This is a genomic window from Microbacterium sp. NPDC089190, from assembly GCF_040701795.1.
Lineage (GTDB): Bacteria > Actinomycetota > Actinomycetes > Actinomycetales > Microbacteriaceae > Microbacterium > Microbacterium galbum.
Genome location: NZ_JBFBHF010000002.1, coordinates 702,698 through 722,325 on the forward strand (window position 1 = coordinate 702,698; position 19,628 = coordinate 722,325).

21 protein-coding genes are annotated in these 19,628 nt (G+C 71.2%); 9 read left to right on the forward strand and 12 right to left on the reverse strand.

Going from position 1 to position 19,628, the window contains the following annotated elements:
* Nucleotides 1-69: 69 nt before the first annotated feature.
* The gene (locus AB0230_RS09300) at nt 70-2,130 is read left to right on the forward strand and encodes an NAD(+) synthase (protein ID WP_366375333.1); all 2,061 of its coding nucleotides are present in this window, start codon (nt 70-72) and stop codon (nt 2,128-2,130) included.
* A gap of 24 nt (nt 2,131-2,154) precedes the next feature.
* Here AB0230_RS09300 and AB0230_RS09305 read toward each other — a convergent pair whose 3' ends face one another.
* Nucleotides 2,155-2,652: a DUF427 domain-containing protein gene (locus tag AB0230_RS09305; RefSeq protein ID WP_363390858.1), complete on the reverse strand. Its 498-nt coding sequence runs from the start codon at nt 2,650-2,652 to the stop codon at nt 2,155-2,157.
* A 91-nt stretch (nt 2,653-2,743) separates the two neighbouring features.
* Between AB0230_RS09305 and AB0230_RS09310 the strand changes: the two genes are divergently transcribed.
* The 4 genes from AB0230_RS09310 (at nt 2,744) to AB0230_RS09325 (ending at nt 4,880) form a co-directional block, all read left to right on the forward strand.
* Nucleotides 2,744-2,941 (forward strand): hypothetical protein, encoded by a 198-nt coding sequence (locus tag AB0230_RS09310; protein WP_366375335.1) that lies wholly within the window; start codon nt 2,744-2,746, stop codon nt 2,939-2,941.
* On the forward strand, nt 2,938-3,078 hold the full coding sequence (locus AB0230_RS09315; RefSeq protein ID WP_167494236.1) for a hypothetical protein: 141 nt from the start codon (nt 2,938-2,940) through the stop codon (nt 3,076-3,078). Before AB0230_RS09310 ends, AB0230_RS09315 begins: the two co-directional genes overlap by 4 nt.
* 204 nt (nt 3,079-3,282) lie before the next feature.
* Entirely contained in the window at nt 3,283-4,227 is a 945-nt protein-coding gene (locus tag AB0230_RS09320) for an aldo/keto reductase (RefSeq protein ID WP_366375337.1), read from the forward strand.
* Nucleotides 4,228-4,322: 95 nt separating this feature from the next.
* Nucleotides 4,323-4,880, forward strand: a complete 558-nt coding sequence (locus AB0230_RS09325; RefSeq protein ID WP_315995142.1) for a nucleoside phosphorylase — start codon at nt 4,323-4,325, stop codon at nt 4,878-4,880.
* A 23-nt stretch (nt 4,881-4,903) separates the two neighbouring features.
* Here the strand turns inward: AB0230_RS09325 and AB0230_RS09330 are convergent, their stop codons facing one another.
* The 7 genes from AB0230_RS09330 to AB0230_RS09360 all read right to left on the reverse strand — a co-directional run bounded on the left by AB0230_RS09330 (nt 4,904) and on the right by AB0230_RS09360 (nt 12,316).
* Complete coding sequence (locus tag AB0230_RS09330; RefSeq protein WP_315995143.1) at nt 4,904-6,406, reverse strand: MFS transporter; 1,503 nt, start codon at nt 6,404-6,406, stop codon at nt 4,904-4,906.
* A gap of 250 nt (nt 6,407-6,656) precedes the next feature.
* Nucleotides 6,657-6,839 (reverse strand): hypothetical protein, encoded by a 183-nt coding sequence (locus tag AB0230_RS09335; RefSeq protein ID WP_315995144.1) that lies wholly within the window; start codon nt 6,837-6,839, stop codon nt 6,657-6,659.
* A 34-nt stretch (nt 6,840-6,873) separates the two neighbouring features.
* Nucleotides 6,874-10,008, reverse strand: coding sequence for an SMC family ATPase (locus AB0230_RS09340; RefSeq protein ID WP_366375340.1), 3,135 nt, complete (start codon nt 10,006-10,008; stop codon nt 6,874-6,876).
* Nucleotides 10,005-11,159: an exonuclease SbcCD subunit D gene (locus AB0230_RS09345; protein ID WP_366375342.1), complete on the reverse strand. Its 1,155-nt coding sequence runs from the start codon at nt 11,157-11,159 to the stop codon at nt 10,005-10,007. Before AB0230_RS09345 ends, AB0230_RS09340 begins: the two co-directional genes overlap by 4 nt.
* A gap of 159 nt (nt 11,160-11,318) precedes the next feature.
* Nucleotides 11,319-11,636: a hypothetical protein gene (locus AB0230_RS09350; protein ID WP_363390874.1), complete on the reverse strand. Its 318-nt coding sequence runs from the start codon at nt 11,634-11,636 to the stop codon at nt 11,319-11,321.
* A 1-nt stretch (nt 11,637) separates the two neighbouring features.
* Nucleotides 11,638-11,847, reverse strand: coding sequence for a hypothetical protein (locus AB0230_RS09355; RefSeq protein WP_315995148.1), 210 nt, complete (start codon nt 11,845-11,847; stop codon nt 11,638-11,640).
* Nucleotides 11,848-12,016: 169 nt separating this feature from the next.
* Nucleotides 12,017-12,316 carry a GNAT family N-acetyltransferase gene (locus AB0230_RS09360; RefSeq protein WP_366375345.1) on the reverse strand — a complete coding sequence of 100 codons (300 nt, stop codon included), beginning with the start codon at nt 12,314-12,316 and terminating at the stop codon, nt 12,017-12,019.
* A 440-nt stretch (nt 12,317-12,756) separates the two neighbouring features.
* Between AB0230_RS09360 and AB0230_RS09365 the strand changes: the two genes are divergently transcribed.
* From AB0230_RS09365 to AB0230_RS09375, 3 genes are all read left to right on the forward strand, one after another.
* Nucleotides 12,757-13,518 (forward strand): winged helix-turn-helix domain-containing protein, encoded by a 762-nt coding sequence (locus AB0230_RS09365; RefSeq protein ID WP_363390878.1) that lies wholly within the window; start codon nt 12,757-12,759, stop codon nt 13,516-13,518.
* Nucleotides 13,519-13,591: 73 nt separating this feature from the next.
* Complete coding sequence (locus AB0230_RS09370) at nt 13,592-14,581, forward strand: DNA-3-methyladenine glycosylase 2 family protein (protein ID WP_366375347.1); 990 nt, start codon at nt 13,592-13,594, stop codon at nt 14,579-14,581.
* A gap of 169 nt (nt 14,582-14,750) precedes the next feature.
* Entirely contained in the window at nt 14,751-14,972 is a 222-nt protein-coding gene (locus AB0230_RS09375) for a hypothetical protein (RefSeq protein WP_315995152.1), read from the forward strand.
* Between the two features lie 4 nt (nt 14,973-14,976).
* On the opposite strand, the gene AB0230_RS09380 is transcribed toward AB0230_RS09375, so the two are convergent.
* The 4 genes from AB0230_RS09380 to AB0230_RS09395 are packed head-to-tail and all read right to left on the reverse strand — an operon-like array spanning nt 14,977 to nt 18,727.
* Nucleotides 14,977-15,735, reverse strand: a complete 759-nt coding sequence (locus AB0230_RS09380; RefSeq protein ID WP_366375349.1) for an ATP-binding cassette domain-containing protein — start codon at nt 15,733-15,735, stop codon at nt 14,977-14,979.
* Nucleotides 15,732-16,742 (reverse strand): iron chelate uptake ABC transporter family permease subunit, encoded by a 1,011-nt coding sequence (locus AB0230_RS09385; protein ID WP_366375351.1) that lies wholly within the window; start codon nt 16,740-16,742, stop codon nt 15,732-15,734. Before AB0230_RS09385 ends, AB0230_RS09380 begins: the two co-directional genes overlap by 4 nt.
* The gene (locus tag AB0230_RS09390) at nt 16,735-17,709 is read right to left on the reverse strand and encodes an iron chelate uptake ABC transporter family permease subunit (RefSeq protein WP_366375353.1); all 975 of its coding nucleotides are present in this window, start codon (nt 17,707-17,709) and stop codon (nt 16,735-16,737) included. Before AB0230_RS09390 ends, AB0230_RS09385 begins: the two co-directional genes overlap by 8 nt.
* Nucleotides 17,710-17,749: 40 nt before the next feature.
* The gene (locus AB0230_RS09395; protein WP_363578252.1) at nt 17,750-18,727 is read right to left on the reverse strand and encodes an ABC transporter substrate-binding protein; all 978 of its coding nucleotides are present in this window, start codon (nt 18,725-18,727) and stop codon (nt 17,750-17,752) included.
* A gap of 82 nt (nt 18,728-18,809) precedes the next feature.
* Here AB0230_RS09395 and AB0230_RS09400 point away from each other — a divergent pair, with 82 nt between their 5' ends.
* Complete coding sequence (locus AB0230_RS09400; protein WP_363578251.1) at nt 18,810-19,592, forward strand: siderophore-interacting protein; 783 nt, start codon at nt 18,810-18,812, stop codon at nt 19,590-19,592.
* Nucleotides 19,593-19,628 lie beyond the last annotated feature (36 nt).

Consider the following 19,628-nt stretch of genomic DNA (forward strand, 5'->3'; position numbering starts at 1 on the left):
GGCATCCACAGGGTGCCCGTCGCGCACATCCGCCGTCGCGCTGTCGGACGGGCCTGACAGACTGGTCGGGTGATCACCGATCTGCCGTTCGAGAGCGTCTACCGGCACGGGTTCGCGCGCGTCGCCGCCTGCACCGTCCCCGTCGCGGTGGCGGACCCCGCCACCAACGTCGACGCCGTGCTGACGTCCGCTCGCGCCTGTCACGACGAAGGCGTCGCCGTCGCCGTCTTCCCCGAGCTCTGCATCACCGGATACGCGATCGACGACCTCGTCATGCAGGATCCGCTGCTCGACGCCGTCGAGGCGGCCCTCGACCGGCTGATCACCGCCTCGGCCGACCTCCTTCCGGTGCTGCTGGTCGGGGCACCGCTGCGCCACGGAAACCGCCTCTTCAACTGCGCCGTGGTGGTCCACCGCGGGCGCGTGCTCGGGGTGGCCCCGAAGGCGTACCTGCCGACCTACCGCGAGTTCTACGAGCACCGCTGGTACGCCCGGGGCGACGATCAAGCGGGTCAGGTCATCACGGTGGCCGGCCGCAGCGCCCCGTTCGGCCCCGACCTCCTCTTCGAAGCGGTCGACGTGCCGGGCCTCATCCTGCACGCCGAGGTGTGCGAAGACGTCTGGGTCCCCGTACCCCCGTCATCGGGTGCGGCTCTGGCCGGGGCGACGGTGCTCGCCAACCTCTCCGGCAGCCCCATCACGATCGGCCGGGCCGACGATCGCACGCTCCTGTCCCAGTCGCAGTCGCTGCGCTGTCTCGCCGCCTACGTCTACGCGGCGGCGGGGCAGGGCGAGTCGACGAACGACGTGTCGTGGGACGGCCAGACGATGATCCACGAGGGCGGGCAGCTGCTGGCCACGACCGAACGCTTCCCCGACGGTCCCCGTCGCAGCGTCGCCGACGTGGACCTCGACCGCCTCCGCCAGGACCGCCTGCGGCAGGGAACCTTCGACGACAATCGGCGCACCGTCAACCCGGTGTTCCGCACGGTCTCGTTCGAGCTGGCGCCGCCCGCGACCGACGTCGGGCTGCGGCGCGCGCTCGACCGTTTCCCGTTCGTCCCCGACGACCCCGACCGCCTCGCCCAGGACTGCTACGAGGCGTTCAACATCCAGGTGTCGGGCCTGGTTCAGCGTCTCGAGGCGATCGGCCGGCCCCGTCCCGTGCTCGGAGTGAGCGGTGGACTGGATTCCACCCACGCCCTGCTCGTCATCGCCCGTGCCATGGACCGTATGGGGCGCCCGCGCAGCGACATCCTCGCGTACACCCTCCCGGGATTCGCGACCAGCGACAAGACGAAGAGGAACGCGATCGCCCTCGCCGAGGCTGTCGGAGCGACGATCAAGGAGATCGACATCCGTCCCGCGGCATCCGAGATGCTCTCCCGCATGGGCCACCCCTTCGCCGCGGGCGAACCGGTGCACGACGTGACTTTCGAGAACGTGCAGGCCGGCCTGCGCACCGACTACCTCTTCCGCCTCGCCAACATGAACGGCGGCATCGTCGTGGGCACCGGCGACCTCTCCGAGATCGCGCTCGGATGGTCGACCTACGGCGTCGGCGACCAGATGAGCCACTACTCGGTGAACCCGGGGGTGCCGAAGACGCTCATCCAGCACGTCATCCGCTGGGTCATCGGCTCGGGCGAGCTGAGCGCCGAGACGGTCACCGTGCTGCAGGCTGTGCTCGACACCGAGATCAGCCCCGAACTCGTCCCCGCGGGTCAAGACGGACGCATGCAGTCGACCGAAGACCGCATCGGCCCGTACAACCTGCACGACTTCACGCTCTACCACGTGCTGCGCTTCGGTTTCCGACCCTCGAAGATCGCCTTCCTCGCGGCGCACGCCTGGTCGGATCCGGATGCCGGAGCCTGGCCGCCCGGCTACCCCGAAGGCGAGCGGCCGTCGTACGACCTCGTCACCGTGGCGAAGTGGCTCGAGGTCTTCCTCTCCCGCTTCTTCGGGTTCGCGCAGTTCAAGCGCACCGCCATCCCGAACGGGCCGAAGGTCTCGCCTGCGGGATCGCTGTCGCCGCGCGGAGACTGGCGCGCCCCGTCCGACGGCAACGCCCGCGCGTGGCTGGCCGATCTGCACGCGGCCGTGCCGCAGGCTTTCGCGCGCGACTGACCGCGCGACGGACGAGGAGCCGGGCTACCAGCCCATCGATCCCGGCACGCCCTTGAACGGGCCGGCGAGGTCGCTCGTCACCCAGCCGCCGTAGAATCCGCCCGGCTGCGGCTCGACGACCTCCCCTCCGAGGACGCACCGGTCCATCTCCCCGGCGTAGACGGCGACGCGATCGTCGAGGATCTCGTACCCGGGCATCGGATGCGGGTAGTTCCAGGCCGCGCGCACGGCGACCGCTCCCCCGCCGCCGTGGACGTCGAAGTAGCGCGCACCGCCCTTGAACTCGCAGAACGACGCTCCCTCACCGAGCGTCAGCGCGTCGCCGAAAGCCGCGATGGGCAGGTAGTAGACCGGAGGGTGGCTGGTCTCCAGCACGCGCACCACGTCGTCGGTGTCGACGATGCGCACGCCGCCGAAGTCGATCTGCGCGCGCTTCCTCACCCGTTCGACGCGGGGCGGCCGCGGGTAGTCCCACACGGACTCCTGGCCGGGGCGGACGGGATCGGGAACGGGGCGCGCCATGCGCATACGCTACGCCGGGACGGACGGGGGTGGGCCCGATCGGCTCAGGAGAACCACAGCTTTTCGGTAGCCTGGGGGGAAGGGGGACAGCGTGAGCGATCAGAAGACGTCGAACGTCAGCCGGCGGTACCGGGTGTATCAGATCGTCGGCATCGTCCTGGCCGTGCTGTTCCTCGCCCTCGGCGTGGCCGCGTTCGTCACCGGGGGCGGGCCGATCATCGCCGCCATCGCCGTCATCGGAGGTCTCGCCGTGCTCGTCGTCTCGATCGTCATGATGGTGCGCTCGTGAGCGCGCCCGAGGGCCCCGCCGGCGACGGCAAGAAGAAGTACCCCGCCGGGACGGTCGTGATCTGGATCGCCGGAGCCGGCATCGGCCTGTGGCTGCTCGTCAGCGGACTCATCGGCATCCTGTCCGGCGGAAGCTGACCCGGCGCGCCGCGGGGAACGCCCGCGAGAGTTGCGCGATCACGCGCGCGTGATCAGAACGCGCGCGCGGCGGAACGCGCGCCGGCGCGAGGCCGAGACACGCGAGCGCGTGGACCCGAGACACGCGCGAGCGCGCGTCCCGGGAATGCCCACGACAGCGCGCGGTTGTCCTCGAGGTCACTCGACCTCTGCAGAAAGGGCATCATGACGCGCATCGGACGCAGCGACCTCGACATCCTCCCCCTCTCGCTCGGCGGCAACGTCTTCGGCTGGACCGCCGACCGCGACACCTCGTTCGAGGTGCTCGACGCGTTCCACGCCGGTGGAGGCAACTTCATCGACACCGCCGACGCTTACAGCGCCTGGGTTCCGGGCAACGCGGGTGGCGAGAGCGAGACGCTGATCGGCGAGTGGCTGGCCTCGCGCAAGCCGGAGAACGTCGTGGTGGCGACGAAGGTCAGCCAGCACCCCGATTTCCGCGGCCTGTCCGCCAAGAACGTGCGCGCCGCCGCCGAGGCCTCGCTCGGTCGCCTCGGTGTCGACACCATCGACCTGTACTACGCGCACTTCGACGACGAGCAGACGCCCCTCGAGGAGACCGTCGCGGCCTTCGCCGACCTGGTCACCGACGGTCTGGTGCGCTACGTCGCCGTGTCGAACTACTCCGCCGCCCGGATCCGCGAGTGGATCTCGCTCGCCGAGGCCGCCGGCGCCGACCTCCCCGTCGCCGTGCAGCCGCACTACAACCTCGTGCACCGCACCGAGGTCGAGCGCGACATCGTCCCCGTCGCCGAGCGGTACGGCATGTCGCTCGTGCCGTACTACGCCCTGGCCAGCGGCTTCCTCACGGGCAAGTACCGCAGCGCGGATGCCGCGGGCGACTCGCCCCGGGCAGAGGGCGCCGCGAAGCTGGCCACCGCGGCCGGACTCGCCCTGATCGACGCCCTCGATGAGGTGGGTCGTGCCCACGAGGCGTCGATCGCGTCGACGGCCCTCGCGTGGCTGCGCGCGCAGCCGACGGTCGCCGCCCCCATCGCGAGCGCGTCGAAGGTCTCGCAGGTCGCCGACCTGCTGGCCAGCGCCTCCCTGGAGCTGACCCCGGATGAGATCTCGCGCCTCACGGACGCGTCGGACGCGGCCCAGAGCTGAGTTCGTGCCCGTGTTCCGCTCGGCGGGACACGGGCACGCTCGGCCCCTGTTCTCGGCATCCGTTCTCCTCCGCCGATTCCGGCGAGAATGAGAGGGTGAAACTCCTGGTCGCCGCCCACGCATCCGAACTCGTCGCCTTCGAGGACGACCTCCCCGGCTTCGAACGCCTGCTCACCGGAGTGGGCAAGATCCCGGCCGCGTACGCGTTGACGCGTGCGCTGTCGACGGGCGAGTACGAGGAGATCGTGGTCGTCGGAACGGCCGGCGCGATCGACGACGAGGTCGAGGGCGGGATCTACGACCTCGCCGGCGCGATCCAGCACGACGTGAAAGGGCTGGACGGCACCTTCGGCGAGCACGTCTCGCTGCCGACGCGGGTCGAAACGGGCCACGAGGGCCTCGTCATCGCCACGGGCGACCATTTCGTCGACGACGCCGACACCGTGCGGCTCATCCGCGAGCTGGGGGCGAGTCTGGTCGACATGGAGTCGTACGCGCTGATCTGGGTCGCCCAGCAGTTCGGTGTGCCCATCCGCATCCTGCGCGCCGTGTCCGACCGCGCGCAGGACGGCGCGACCGAACTGTGGGATGACGTGGTCGAGCGCTGCAGCCACGACCTGCGCGCGGAGATCCGCTCCCGCTACGGCGTCTGACCCGCAACGGCAGAGGCCGCGGCTCAGGGCGTCTGAGACCCCGACCGCGCGCGGCCGGCGAGGTCTGCCACGCCGACGATGAGCGCCAGCCCGAGGAAGATGCCGACGGTGATCATTCCCGACGCGTAGGCGTCGTGGTACAGCACGACGGTGTCGTCGACGCTGCCCTGCTCGCGGTACACCGTGGCGTAGAAGAGGGCGAGGGCGATCGCCGTGCCCACCGCCGTGCCGATGCGCTGGCCGAGCTGACCGACGGATCCCGCGACCCCACCACTGCGGACGGGGATGTCGGCCAGGGTGAGGGTCTGATTGGGGGAGATCACCAGGCCCCCGGCGAAACCGCCGAACACCATCACGGCGGCCATCGCCCACGGCGTCCATTCGGGCGCGGTGAACAGGGCGACGAGCACGAGCCCGCCGGCGGTCACCACCATGCCGAGGATGCCCCACACCACGAGCGGACGTCCGAGCCGGGTCACGAGGTTCCCGCCGACCCATGAACTCGCCGCCGACGCGACCGCGAACCCGATCGTGACCATGCCGGCGAAGACCGGCGCGAGTCCCAGACCGCCCTGCAGGAAGAGCGTGCCGAGCAGGAACATCGCCGGCACGGCCGAGAAGTACGCGGTCGAGATCAGCACGCCGTTGCGGTACGACGACAGCGAGAAGATCGAGAACGGCATGAGCGGCATCCGCCCCCGATCCGCATAGCGGCGCTCCCAGAAGACGAAGGCCGCGGCGAAGACGACGGATGCCACGAGCAACCACCACCGGTTGGGATCGTCGTCGGGGCTGCCCGTCGTGAACAGGAACGGCCACATGAGCGCCAGGATCGTCAGCGCGAACAGCAGGACGCCGACGGGGTCGAGGTCGAGGCGGCGCCGCGATTTCTCGCGCGTGTTCGGCAGCAGCCACGCCGCGAGGGCGATGACGACGGCGACCAGGGGGATGTTGATCCAGAAGATCAGCCGCCACCCGTCGGTGTCGCCGCCCAGCGCGATGAGCAGACCACCGAGCGTCGGACCGAAGGCGGTGGCGATACCGATCGTGGCTCCGAAGAGACCGAAGGCGCGCCCGCGCTCCTTGCCCTGGAACAGCTGCTGCACCAACCCGAGCACCTGCGGCATCTGGATGCCGGCGGCCACGCCCTGCAGCAGACGGGCGACGAGCAGCACCGTGGTGTTCGGAGCGAGCGCGCAGGCCAGGCTCGTGACCAGGAACAGCGACAAGCCCACGAGGAAGAGCACGCGGCGCGAGCGGATGTCGCCCAGACGCCCCGCCGGCACCAGGACGAGCCCGAAGGTGAGGATGTAGCCCGAGACGACGAGCTGCAGCTCGGTGGGGCCGGCGTTCAGAGCTGCCTCGATCGACGGAAGAGCGACGTTGACCTTCGTGAGGTCGAGGATGGTGAGCGCCGCCACGGCGACCGCGACCCAGTAGGCCCTCCAGCGATGCTTCGGCGACAGCGCGATGTCGCGGGTGGCGGGGTGGGCGGTCTCTGCGGGGGCGGGCGACTTCTCGGACATCGAGGGGGACGCTACTCCCGACCTCCGACACCACGGACGGGCTTGCGTCGGCCCGACCGACCGCTACGCAGCGGATCGTCGGCGCGCGGGACTCATCGCCGACCGGTGCTGTCGCGGCGGAACGTCACCCCTGCGGGACCGATCGCCGACCGCCCGTCGACATGGCGCACGGGCGCGCCGCCGGCGCATCACTGTATCGGTCGCCCCCGTTGCGGCACAGGAGCGGGTCGCCGACGCAGCGCTCCGTCGGTCAGTCCACGTCGCGGCGCGCGAAGACGGCACGCAGCACGAGGAACACGATGAGCGCGACGATCGCGACGGCGACGAGGCGGAAGACGAAGGCGATGAGCGAGAACAGCACGTTCACGACGACCCAGGCGATGATCACGGCCGCGATGACCCCGAGAACGGTCCAGAGGGTGCTCTTGCGCATGCGATCAGCCTAGACGGGCGTGCTGCCCCCTCTCTCAGACAGGCGTCACCACGTGGTCGTGCCGGATCACGCTCGGGCCCCGCGGGGTGGCCGTCACGTGCAACTGCGCCGGCAGTTGATCCTTCATCGAGGCCACGTGGCTGATGACGCCCACCGTGCGTCCGCCCTGTCGCAACTCGTCGAGGGTGCGCATCGCGAGGTCGAGCGTGTCGTCGTCGAGGGAGCCGAACCCTTCGTCGATGAAGAGCGTGTCGAGATGGATGCCGCCCGCCCGGGCGGTGACCACCTCGGCGAGCCCCAGGGCGAGGGCGAGCGAGGTCAGGAAGGTCTCTCCCCCGGACAGCGATTGCGGCGGTCGGCACTGCCCGGTGAACGCGTCCATGATCTCGAGCCCGAGCCCGCTCGCGGCGCCTCGAGCCGCGAGCGCGTCGGTGTGCTGCAGACGGTAACGGCCGGACGACATGTCATCGAGGCGGACGTTGGCGGCCGCCACGATCTCTTCGAGCTCCGCCGCCAGGACGAAGGTCTCCAAGGTCATGCGGCGCGTGTTCGGCGCGCGTCCCGCGACGGTGTCGGCCAACCGCGCGATGACCGCGTGCTCCGCGACCAGCGCGGCGACCGAGGCGTGAGCGGCATCGGCGCGCTCCGCGAGCGCCCGCAGTCGCTCGGCCAGCGCCCGCGCTGCCGCGTGTGCCGCAGCCGCATCTTGCACGGCCGTTCGCGCGGAGGCGACCTCGGCGACGAACGGGGCGAGCTCGAGCGGCTCGTCATCGGCACCGGCGAGCTGGAGCTCGAGCTCCAGGAGCCGTTCCCGGGCGGAGGTCACGGTCGCGGTGTACTCGGCCACCACGCCCTCGAGTCGACGTCGGTCGATGTCGGAACGCAACGCGGCCGCGACGGAGGCCGCGTCGGCGAACGGGCTGTCGGCGATCAGCGCAGAAAGGGCCCGGTCGGCCGCCTCCTGCGCCTCGAGCGCCCGGGCCAGATCAGCGCGCGCGTCACGGAGCTCGCGGATCACGTCGCGTCGTGCCCGGAGGTCGCGCTGGCGCGCGGCGACCGAGTCGAACGACCCGCGCGCGTCGGCCACGACCCGTTGGAGGTCTTCGGCTCGCTGCCTCGCGAGCGCGAGCTCCTGGCGGGCCTCGGCGAGCTCGTCGCCCACTTCGTCGAGGCGTCGGGCGATCTTCTCCCCGAGATCGCTCGCTGCCGCGCGCTCGAGCCGCACCCGCTCGTGCTCCTCCGCATCGGCGGTCGCCTGAGCGACCTCCTCCTCGCTTGTCGCGAGTCGGGCCGTCAGCGTCTGGACGTCTTCTCCGCCCGCCCGAGCCGCGGCCAGGGCATGGGCGTCTCGCGCGACCCGCGCCGCGTCGGATGCGAGGCGGTCTTCTTCGGCGGCGAGGTTCTTGCGCTCCTCAGCGGACGCCAGTTCATCGTCGGAGACCGGTGCGGCGCCGCCCCGCGCGGGGTGCGGATGCTCCCGCGAACCGCACACGGCGCACGGCTCGCCGTCGACGAGATCGTGGGCGAGCTCGACGGCGGCTCCGTCGAGCCGTCGCCGGAGGAGCGTGGTCCACGCCTCGACGGCTCGCTGGAGGGCGTCGGAGCGGACGAGCGACGCGAGGTCGGCCTGATCGCGGTGCTCGAGCAGACGGGCCGCTTCGCGAGAGGCCTCGAGGCGGCGACGCACTTCATCACGCGCGACGATCGCGGCCTCCCGACGCGCGGCTCCCGTGACGAGTTCGGTCAGACGCTCGTCGAGCGTCGCGAGCATCGCGGGGAGGTCGGCGCGGCCGCCGACGAGAGCCTCTCGTTCCGCGTCCGCCGTCGACACCCGCGCGAGGATCCTCTCGATGTCGGCGTCGACCCCGCGCGCCTCGCCCTCGGCGGCGAGCGCCGCCTCTCCGCGGGACAGCGATGCGGTGAGGTCGTCGGCGCGCCGGGCCAACGCGTCGTCGAGGTCGACGGCGACGCTCGCCTCGACGGGAGGCGTGCTCATGTCGGGCTCGACACCCGGCGTACGCAGGAGGGCGATGTCGTCGTCGGTGCTGCCGACCGATTCGCCGAGCACCCGCGCGGCGTCGGCTGCGGCGCGCACGCGATCGGTCGCGGCGGCCGCGGTCGAGGCCGTCGCCGCCTCGCTCTCGAGGGCGCTGCGAATGCCTTCCGCGTCCGCCGCGAGGGCGGCTTCGGCGCGGAACGCGCGGATGCGTTCGTCGTCGCCCTCCAGAGTGGCGAGCCGCTCGCGGACCCGTTGCCGCTCGTCCTGACGCTCCCGCAGCGCGGTCGCATCCCGCTCCGCGAGCAGGGCGGCGTCCAGGCGCGCATCGGCTGCCTCGCGTTCGCGCGCGAGGGTCTCGACGCGGTACTCGGCGCGTTCGACGGACCGCACGATACGGGCCAGCCGGTCGACGCTCGACAGTGAACCGGCGTGGGCGTCTGCGCCGGCATCCCCCGACTGGTCGGCGTCGACGCCACCGTGGTCGGGGTCGACGGCATCGAGCTCTCCGGCCAGGCGTTCGGCCTCGTCGAGCAGAGTGGTCACCTCCACCCCCTCGGCCGCGAGCGCGTCGTGGGCGCGCTTGCGGCGGTCGTCGAGATCGGTGGCGTACTGCTCGAAGGTGCGGGTGCCGAACAGGGTGCGCAGGAGGCCCAACCGCTCGTCGTTCTTCGCGAGCAGGAATCGCGCGAAGCGGTTCTGAGCGAGCAGGATGACCTGGAGGAACTGCTGCTGCGAGAGCCCGAGGATCTCGTCGAGCTGCGCGGCCACGTCGACGGGGCGCGCGGCGACGCCCGTCCACCCCTCGTCGGTCGACACCTCGAGCAGCGCCCGGTGGGGCTCCTTGGTCGTTCCCCCGCCTCGGCGCTTGGGGCGCTCGAACTCGGGCGAGCGCGTGATGCGCCAGCGGCGCCCGGCGGCGCTGAACTCGAGCGTCACCCGCGTCGGATCGTCGGGTGCGCAGTGATCGCTGCGCAGTCGACGCTCGGCGCCGTCGTATCGCGGGACTCCCCCGTACAGGGCGTAGCAGACGCCGTCGAGCACACTCGACTTGCCCGCGCCCGTGCGGCCGGTGATGAGGAAGATGCCGTCCGCGGCGAAGGCGTCGAAATCGACGGTCTGCGTCTCGAGGAACGGTCCGAAGCCCTCGAGTTCGAGGCGGTGCAGCTTCACGACCGTGCCTCCGCGACTCGACGCGCGTCGAGCACCTCCCGGATGAGGGCGCGTTCGGCCTCCGACGCCGCCTCGCCTTCGCGAACGTGCGAGAGGAAGGCGTCGATGACCTCGCCGTCGTCGCGAGCCGCACGCACGCGTCGGGCATAGCCCACGGCGTCGTCGTCCCTCGTGTTCTCGGGGAGGTGCACGACGGTCGCGCACCATGGGAAGCGGGCCTGCAACCGGCGCATCGGATCGGGCTGCGGAGTGGCGTCGGTGTATTCGGCGCGCACCCAGTGCTCGTCGTGACCGGCGAACCGGTCGGCCGTGAGCAGCTCTTCGAGCGACCCCCGCAGGGTCGCGAGAGGCCGTGGGACCGGCAGGGCGAGCCACGACACCGTGGCGAGGCCGTCGGCGTCGAGATCGACGAGCCAGGACCCTCGCGGCTTGCCCGCCTCGCCGAAGCTGTAGTGCACCGGCGCCCCCGCATACCGGACCCGGTCGGACAACTGCTGACGACCGTGGATGTGCCCCAGTGCCACGTAGTCGGGCCCGTCGAAGGTCGACAGCGGGACGACGTCGAGACCGCCCTGGCGGATCTCGCGCTCGACGCCGGGCGTGGAATCGACCCCGGCGGCGAAGCAGTGGGCGGCGACCACGGCACGACCGCCGCGCTCGGCCATGTCGGCGCGGATGAGCCCGAACGCGTGCGCCATCGTCTGCGCCTGAGTGCGCAGCTCGACGCCCTTCCACAGATGGCGCACGATGGCGGGCTCGAGGTACGGGATGCCGTAGACGTGCACCGGACCGTGGGCGTCGACGAGGGTGACCGGCGTCCCCACCGTCGCGGGGTCGGTGATCACCGTGATCTCGTCGCGCAGCAGTGCGGACTGGAAGCCCAGCCGCGCCGCCGAATCGTGGTTGCCGCTGGTGACCACGACCTTCGCCCCGGTCTCGGTCAGAGAGGCCAGCGTCTGCGTGAGCACGGGGTAGCAGGCGGCCGACGGAGCGGCCGAGTCGAAGACGTCTCCGGCCACGACGACCAGGTCGACGGCGTTCTCGCGCACCTGCTCGACGAGCGCGGCCAGCACCGCGCTCAGCGCGTCGAGCGTCGAGTGCCCGTGGAAGGTGCGCCCGATATGCCAGTCGGAGGTGTGCAGGATCCGCATGCAGCCACGGTACGTCGCACCTCCGACATCGGCTCGCAGCGACGCCCGACGGGGAGCCCGTGCGCGGCGCGGCGCGGCGTCGTCCGGGAGGGCGGGGGTCGCCGCCGAACGCACGAACGCCCCGCATCCCGGAAGAGTGCGGGGCGTTCACGACGACGGTCAGGAGCCGGCGACCTCCGCCGCGATCGCCCGGATGCGGTCGTCGCCGAGGTCGAGCCCGACCTCTGCGAAGCGCTGACGCAGCACGTCGGCGATGCGCTCCTCGCTCTTGTCGCCGACGTCGGCGCGCGTCTGCACGATCACACCCTGGATCCGGGCCTCGTCGTCGGTGGGGTGCGTGTCCATCGCCGGCCCCGACTGCTCGTCGGGGCGCGCGGCCTTCCGGTCGCTGTGCAGCGCTCCGCCGACCGAATCGGCTGCTCCGGCGCCGCCGTCCGGGCCGTCGGCAGGCTCGGGGGCCCGTGTCTCGTCCGTCATGTCAGTCCTCCGTGCTCAGGTCGGGGTCGATGCCGTGGCTGGCGGCGTCGCCTTCGATGGGATCCGAGGGCGCGGCGTCGTTCAGACGCGGCGAGCCCTTCGCGCTGTCGTTGCGCTCGGCGGTCTCGGCGTCGGCGACGTCGCCGCTCTCCCATCCACCGGGCGGATCGGCGTCGATGACGCCTTCGGGCAGATCGCGGTCGTCGTTCATGACTCCCCCTTTCGAGATCTCCAGCTTCCTCGGGCCGCGGAACCCGCGGGCAGGGGTTGACGCTCGCCGACGGCGCGCGTAGGTGCGGGCATCAGCCCCGCTGCGACGCCGAACGGGGTCGCGCGCGCCCGCCGGCGGAGCGGCCCGGAGCGCAGTCGCCGCCCGACCGTCAGGACGTGCGACGAGCCTGCAGCAGACGCGCGCGCTCGGGGTGCGCCTCGAACCACTCCCCCACGTACCAGCACACGGGGATGATCTCGCGGTCACCCGCGGCTTCGATCGCGTCGACCGCCCGCTCCGTGATGACGGCGGCGTACCCGTGCCCGCGGAAGGTCGGGACGGTGAAGGCGCGTGTGAGGGCGACGGTGCGCCCGTCGTCCCGGTAGTCGAGGACGGAGACGAGGTCGTCCCCGTCGTGGAGGGTGAATCGGGATGCCGTCTTGTCGTCGGCGAAGCTCAGATCGGCCATGCCGAGAGAGTACGCCGCTCCCGCGAGGGCGAGCTCTTCCGAGCAGAATGCCCGGCTCTCTCCGAGATCCCCCACCGACGCTGAGCAGAATGCTCGGCGATCCGACGCGCAGGACGGATTTGACGGTTCCCGACGCGGTAGGTAATAATCGCCCCCATGACTGTGACTGCGCTTTCTCTGTCCGCCCGGGAGGCGAACAGGACTGCCGGCATGATGATGCCCGGCCGCGCCGTCATGTGTTGTCGAATGTGCCGCTAACAGCGACCCCTCGCCCGGACGACCTCGTGCTTCTGAACGCCGACCTCGTCCCCCGGTCACCTGAGACCCGCGTCGATCACGCGCTCCACGGTGCCGCGCTCCGGCCCTTCGGCCCTCACCTCCCGTCGAACCCCGCTCTCTGACGACGCTTCCGGGTTCACCCACCCAAGGACTTTCTCCTCATGTCGATCTCCGCTGTTCTCGACCGCCCTCAGACCGCCTCCGCCGCCCGCCCGCAGGCTCCGCGCGTGACCGTCCCCGCCACGCCCCGAGCCGCCGCTCCGCGCCCCGCCGCGGTGACCGACCCTGCGGCCGCCGCCGACGCTCCCCGGGCGGCGACCGCCACCGCTCCGCGCGGGTTCGCCCTGTACGTCGGCATCGACGAGGCCAAGGCCGCCGCCGCCGGCGTCAGCCTCGGCACCCTGGTGGAGGCCCTGCGTCGCACGCTCGGCGAGCTGGCGCCCGCCGCGGAGACGTACGCCACGGTCGCCCTGGCCCCCGTGGGCTCCGGCGGTCGCGACGTCGACGTCGTCCGCCTCGCCCTGCACGAGCCGTCGGCCGTCGCGCGCACGAAGGACGAGCCCGCCGAGGAGGACCGCGCCCCCGGCGGCGTGGTCGTCGACATCTCGCGCAAGCGCGTCCTGATCGACGGCGAATCGGCGGCCTTCACCTTCAAGGAGTTCGAGCTGCTGCAGTACCTCGTCCTGCGCGAGGGACGCACGATCGAGCGCACCGAGCTGGTCGCCTCATTGTGGGAGGGCGCGACCGACGACGACGCCCCCGGCGAGCGCACCATCGACGTGCACGTGCGGCGCCTGCGCGCCAAGCTCGGCGCCTACGAGGACATCGTGCGCACCGTGCGCGGCGTCGGCTACCGCTTCGACCGTCACGCCGACGTCTCGATCCGCTACGGACACGGCACGCCCTCGCCCGACCGTTTCTGATCGTTCCGGCCTCCGCGCAGCGGATCGGGCCCACGGATGCCGCGATGTCGGCGATGCGACGTAGGGTGTCGGCATGAGGTCGACCGGGGTGCGCACGCGGCGCTCGACGCGCGAGCTCATCGCACCGGCTGAGCGCCCCCTCGAGACCGAGTATCGCCCCGCTCGTGCGGTCGACATCGGTCGCACGGTCTCGGCGCAGCGCCACGGCACCAACGACCCGACCTACCTCGCAACCGCGCCGCTGGCGAACGGCGGCGTCGTCTGGCGGGTCAGTCGCACACCCATTGGTGTTGCGACTCTCGCCCTCCGTCAGCGTGTCGGGGGTGGCGTGAGGGCGGCGGCCTGGGGGCCCGGCGCCTCTTGGGCGCTCGACCAGCTCCCCGCCCTGTGCGGCGCGCACGACGATCCCGACGATTTCGATGCGTCTCGGCACCCGTCCGTCGCGGCGTGGCACCACCGGCATCCCGATCTGCGTATCGGGCGCACCGACCTGGTCTTCGACGCTCTGGTGAGCGCCATCATGGAGCAGAAGGTCACGAGCATGCAGGCGTTCTCCGCGTGGCGGAGCATCGTCACCTGGTACGGCGAGCGGGCACCGGGTCCGACGCCGCGCCCCATGTTCGCCCCGCCCGACATCGAGGGTTGGCGACACGTGCCCTCGTGGGCCTGGCACCGTGCGGGTCTCGAACCGCCCCAGTCGCGCACCATCGTCGAGACCGCGCGTCGCGGAGCCACCGTCGTCCGCGCGGCGAGCGCGGCGACCGACGGCGAGGCGCGAGATCGCGTCTTCATCAGCCTGCGCGGCGTCGGTATCTGGACGAGCGCCGAGGCGCGCATCCGCGCCTTCGGAGACCCGGATGCCGTGAGCGTGGGCGACTACCACCTCGCTCACCAGGTGGGGTACGCCCTCACCGGTCATCGCACCGACGACGACGGGATGCTCGAGCTGCTCGAACCGTTCGCGGGGCACCGGCAGCGCGTGATCCGCCTCATCTACGCCGGTTCGGGGCTGGAGCCCCGACGCGGTCCGCGCCTGCACCCGGAGGATCACCGCGATCGGTGACCGCCCCACGGGGGCGAACACGCCGGGAGGCGATGCCCGCCTGTGCCGCCCCAGGAATGCCCGCGGAGCGCTCGACGCGTTCGAACGGAAACGGGCCGCGGCACCGACCGCGTCGCACCGAGGACGCAACCACCCGCCCGGGCGAGCACGCGCCGCCTAGTGTGGGCGCATGATGCAATCGGGCACCGGCTGGCCGCGCGGACGTACGTACTGGGTCCTCGGGAGCGTGCTGCTGCTGGGGCTCGGCATCCTCTTCGGACTCGTCTGGCAGAACGTCTGGCTGGGTGTGGTCATCGCCGCCGCCGTATCGGTCGGCTGGCTCATCGCCTACGAGTCGAGTCGGGGCCGCAACGTCGGCGTCAACGACGAGGACAACGGCATCCAGCTCTGACGGCTCACCGGTAGTACACCGCCAGCGGATACGGTCCGTCTCGACGCACGTCGACGGGGGTGCCGAAGACCTCCTCGAGCGTGTCCGGTGTCATGAGCTCTCCCGGGGTGCCGACGTGCACCACCCGCCCCTCCGCGAGAGCGACGATGCGATCGGCGTAGGCCGCCGCGAAGTTGATGTCGTGCACCACGATGACGATCGTCTTGCCGAGTTCGTCGGCCGCGCGGCGGAGCTGCCCCATCATCGCCACGGCGTGCTTCATGTCGAGGTTGTTCAGCGGCTCGTCGAGAAGGATGTAGTCGGTGTCCTGCGCGAGCACCATCGCCACGTACGCCCGCTGGCGCTGCCCGCCCGAGAGCTGATCGAGGTACCTGCCCGACAGCTCGGTGAGGTCGAGGAAGGCGATCGCCTCGTCGATCTTCGCGTGGTCGAGAGCGGTGAGCCGCCCCTGCGAGTGCGGAAAGCGTCCGAAACCGACGAGCTCGCGCACCGTGAGGCGCGTGACGAAGTGGTTCTCCTGCCGCAGGATCGACACGATCTTCGCGAGCGTCCGCCCCGGCGTCGTCGTCACGTCGTGGCCGGCGACGGTGACGCGGCCGCTCGTCGCGGTCGTCAGGCGCCCGACGATCGTGAGCAGGGTCGACTTGCCCGCGCCGTTCGGGCCGACCAGCGCCGTGACCCCTCCGGCGGGGATGTCGAGGGTCACGGGGCCCAGCACGGTCAGGTCGCCGTAGGTCATCGTGATGTCGGTGAGCGAGATCACAGGCTCCCCTTTCGGAGGAGGTAGACGAGGAAGAAGATGCCGCCGACGAACTCGATGATGATCGAGAGCATCCCGGCGGCGTAGAACACGTGCCGCAGCACGACGTACGCGCCGAGCAGGGTCGCCATGCCGAGCAGCACCGCGAACGGCAGCACCACGCGGTGCTGCGCCGAGCCCGCGAGCTGGTACGCGAGGGTCGCGACGATGAAGCCGAAGAACGTCATCGGCCCGACCATCGTGGTCGACACCGAGATCAGCACGGCCACGAGCACGAGCATCCCGATGACCTCGCGCCGGTAGGCGAGTCCCAGATTGACGGATGCCTCGCGGCCGAGCGCCAGCACGTCGAGGCGATGCCGCGCGCGCCAGACGAGCACGAGCACCACGGCGACGACGAGGGCGCCCCACGGCAGGTACTCGGCATCCGAGTTGGAGAGGTTGCCGAACAATCGGGCCGAGAGGATGTCGAAGTCGCTCGGTGTGAGGAGCCGCTGCATCACGGTGGAGAGCGAACCGAAGCCGACGCCCAGCACCACGCCGACCAGGAGCATGATGTGGAGGTTCCCGCGACGACCGGCGAACAGCCAGCCGTACAGCAACGTCGCGAAGCCCACCATGAGCACGCTCTGCACGACGATCTTGAGCAGGCCATCGGTCGCCGAGAGCGCCGCACTGCCGAAGAAGAACACGAGGGCCGTCTGCATGACGACGTAGAGCGCGTCGAAGCCCATGATCGACGGGGTCAGGATGCGATTCGCCGTCGCGGTGTGGAACAGCACCGTCGCCACCGCCTGACAGCAGGCGACGAGGGCGATGGTCGCGACGCTCACGACGCGGAGGTTCACGGCGAGCCAGAAGGCCCGCGAGCCCGGCTCCCCCGGCACGTTCCAGGTGAGGACCCCGACGGCGGCGACCACCACGACGAGGATCAGGATGCCGAACCGCAGGGCGATCCGCGGGCGTCGGGCCGTGCGCGGCGGGGCGGAGCGGACCAGCACCTCAGCCACGGGCACGCACCCGCAGCAGCAGGGTGATGAACACCGCGGACCCGACGACCCCGAGGATCATCGAGACGGGGACCTCGAACGGCATCCGGATCACCCGCCCGACGATGTCGCACACGACGACGATGGCCACCCCGCCCAGGCATACCCAGGGCAGGTTGGCGCGGGCGTTGTCGCCGCGCCACATCGACACGAGGTTCGGCACGACCAGCCCGAGGAAGGGCAGGAAACCCACCACCACGGTGGTGACGCCCGTGGCGACCGCCACGAGAGCGGTGCCGATGAGCATCACGCGCGTGTGGTCGAGCCCGACCGAGGTCGCGATGTCGCGCCCGAGGCCCGCAACCGTGATGCGGTCCGCGTACAGGAAGACCAGGAGGACGACGATGGCGACGACCCACAGCACCTCGTAGCGTCCGCGCACGATCGAGGTGAAGCTGCCCATGAACCACGTGCCGAGCATCTGCAGCGAGTTGGTCGAGACGGCGAGGTACGTGGTGAAGGCCGAGACGACCGCGCCGAGCATGATCCCGATGAGCGGCACGACGAGCGAGGACCGCAGGGAGATCCGGCGCAGGATGCCGATGAAGACCATCGTTCCGACGAACGCGGCGACCGATGCCACGACCATCCGGACGATGAGCGGCGCGGCCGGTGCGAAGAGCACCGTCACGAGCAGACCGAGCGCGGCCCACTCGGAGGTGCCCGTGGTGGAGGGCTCGACGAAACGGTTCTGCGTGAGCAGTTGCATGATGAGGCCGGAGACGGCCATCGCGCAGCCGGCGAGGACGAGGGCGAGGGTGCGGGGCACGCGCGAGATGAAGAACATCTCGGCGCCGAAACCGTCGCCGGCGATGTCGTAGGCGCCGACGAAGAGCGACAGGACGACGAGGCCGGCGACGCCCGCGAGAGCCGTCGGCACGGCGAGGCGACTCCGGAGCGTGGGCGGAGAGGGAGCAGTGACGATCATGAGCGGGGTGGGGGCCCGGGCATCCGGACCCCCACCGGGGTCAGGAAGCGAAGGCCTCGGCGGCCGAGCGGTAGAGCTTCGTGTAGGCCTGGATGCCCTCGTCGAGGTAGAAGCTGCCGTCGAGGTACACGATCTGGTTCTTCTGCACCGCGGGGACGTTCTTCAGCGCTTCGGCGTTCTCGACGAGTTCCTTCGCGGAGACATATCCGTCCTCCCCGAACATCGCGTCGCGGTCGAGCACGAACAGCCACTCCGGGTTCGCGGCGGCGATCGCTTCCACGCTGATGTCGTCGCCGTGCGAGGCGTCCTCGGCCGCGCGGTCGAGGGCGGGGGTCAGGCCCAGCGTCGGGAAGAGGTGTCCGACCCCGCGGCCTTCTCCGGGAGCGGCGTACGAGATCTTCCCCCCGGAGGTGATCAGCCCCATCACCGTCTGCGACGGGTCGTACGCGGCCTTCGCGTCGGCGATGGCGGCATCCAGATCCGCGTTCAGCGTCGCCGCCTCGTCGTTCTTGTCGAAGACCTGGCCGAGGATCGCGGTCTGACGCTTGAGCTCGGACGTGTGCTCCTCGCCGTCGCGCGGGCTCGTCTCGATCGTCGCGGGCTGGATCTCCTTCAACTGGTCGTAGATCTCGCGGAAGCGGTAGCCGCCGACGATGAGATCGGGGTCGGCCGCGAGGATGTTCTCGATGTTCGGCTCGCGGTGCAGGCCCGCGTCGAGCACCTCGTCGCCGCCCGAGAGCGAGGGCCAGAGGTCGTACATGAGCGGCTTGGGGGCCGCGACGAGGGTCACGCCCCACTCGCTGAGCGTCTCGAACGTCGTGTTGTCGAGCGCGACGACCCGCTCCGGCGCCACCGGCACCTCGATCGATCCGTGGTTGTCCTCGACCGTGACGGTGGTCGCTGCGTCGCTCTCGGCGGGCGCGGCTGCTCCCGAGGCGCAGCCGGTGAGGGCGAGCGCGGCAGCGAGCGAAACGATCGCGGCGGGGCGGAGGGCGGTGCGGGACAGGCGAGAACTCATGTGTGTCACTCCGGTGCTGTGTACGGTGCGCGAGCGGTGGGAGGACCCCGACCCTCGGAAAAGTTAGGTTAGCCTTAGCTATGTGAATCTGTCGAACTCGCGATGCGACGCCCGCCTCGAACCCCGCCGACATGACCTCGTCTTCCGTTCGGCGACGCTCGCTGCTCGGACGTTCCTCACGCCGGCATACGTGCGCCTGCGCCTCGAGGGCCGCGATCTGCGGGGTTTCGACTCCCCCGGCGCCGACGATCACGTGCGCGTGTTCTTCCCCGAGGCAGCGGCCACGACGGACGAGATGCGGACGTCACCGAACCGGGAGTACACGCCCGTCGGGTGGGATGCCGAGGCCGGACGACTCGACATCGACGTGGCTCTGCACGGCGACGGGGTCGGCAGCCGATGGGCCGAGACGGCCCCGATCGGCGCACCCGTCGGCGTGGGCGGACCGCGGGGATCGATGGTACTGACGGGCCGACCGGACGCGTGGCTGCTCGCCGGCGACGAGACGGCGGTCCCGGCGATCCGGCGGTTCGCCGAGGCGATGGATGACGAGGCCGTGGGGCGCATCGCCGTCGAGGTCCCTTCCGCCGCCTACGACCTGCCCATCGCCGCACCCACGGGTGTGGAGGTGGTCCAGCTGCACCGCGGAGAACGCCCCGCGGGCTCGGAGCTCACCGATTGGTTGGACGCGCTCGACCTCGAGGAGCGGCCGGACGGCTGCGTCTTCGGCTTCGTCGCCGCCGAGCAGTCGATCGTGCGGGCGGGTCGGGCACTCCTGCTCGACCGATGGACCGGCGACCCTGCAGCGACGATCGTGAAGGGATATTGGAAGCGCGGAACGGCGGAGTATCACGCGCCGCACTGATCCGTCGCCCGCCCTGCGCCGGCACGAACCCGCGGC

What these genes read in the sequence shown, in the direction of transcription:
- AB0230_RS09305 (WP_363390858.1), bottom strand. Translation starts at nt 2,652, where the DNA reads ATGGCGCGCCCCGTTCCCGATCCCGTCCGCCCCGGCCAGGAGTCCGTG.
- AB0230_RS09320 (WP_366375337.1), top strand. Translation starts at nt 3,283, where the DNA reads ATGACGCGCATCGGACGCAGCGACCTCGACATCCTCCCCCTCTCGCTC.
- AB0230_RS09330 (WP_315995143.1), bottom strand. Translation starts at nt 6,406, where the DNA reads ATGTCCGAGAAGTCGCCCGCCCCCGCAGAGACCGCCCACCCCGCCACC.
- AB0230_RS09335 (WP_315995144.1), bottom strand. Translation starts at nt 6,839, where the DNA reads ATGCGCAAGAGCACCCTCTGGACCGTTCTCGGGGTCATCGCGGCCGTG.
- AB0230_RS09345 (WP_366375342.1), bottom strand. Translation starts at nt 11,159, where the DNA reads ATGCGGATCCTGCACACCTCCGACTGGCATATCGGGCGCACCTTCCAC.
- AB0230_RS09350 (WP_363390874.1), bottom strand. Translation starts at nt 11,636, where the DNA reads ATGACGGACGAGACACGGGCCCCCGAGCCTGCCGACGGCCCGGACGGC.
- AB0230_RS09355 (WP_315995148.1), bottom strand. Translation starts at nt 11,847, where the DNA reads ATGAACGACGACCGCGATCTGCCCGAAGGCGTCATCGACGCCGATCCG.
- AB0230_RS09360 (WP_366375345.1), bottom strand. Translation starts at nt 12,316, where the DNA reads ATGGCCGATCTGAGCTTCGCCGACGACAAGACGGCATCCCGATTCACC.
- AB0230_RS09365 (WP_363390878.1), top strand. Translation starts at nt 12,757, where the DNA reads ATGTCGATCTCCGCTGTTCTCGACCGCCCTCAGACCGCCTCCGCCGCC.
- AB0230_RS09370 (WP_366375347.1), top strand. Translation starts at nt 13,592, where the DNA reads ATGAGGTCGACCGGGGTGCGCACGCGGCGCTCGACGCGCGAGCTCATC.
- AB0230_RS09375 (WP_315995152.1), top strand. Translation starts at nt 14,751, where the DNA reads ATGATGCAATCGGGCACCGGCTGGCCGCGCGGACGTACGTACTGGGTC.
- AB0230_RS09390 (WP_366375353.1), bottom strand. Translation starts at nt 17,709, where the DNA reads ATGATCGTCACTGCTCCCTCTCCGCCCACGCTCCGGAGTCGCCTCGCC.
- AB0230_RS09395 (WP_363578252.1), bottom strand. Translation starts at nt 18,727, where the DNA reads ATGAGTTCTCGCCTGTCCCGCACCGCCCTCCGCCCCGCCGCGATCGTT.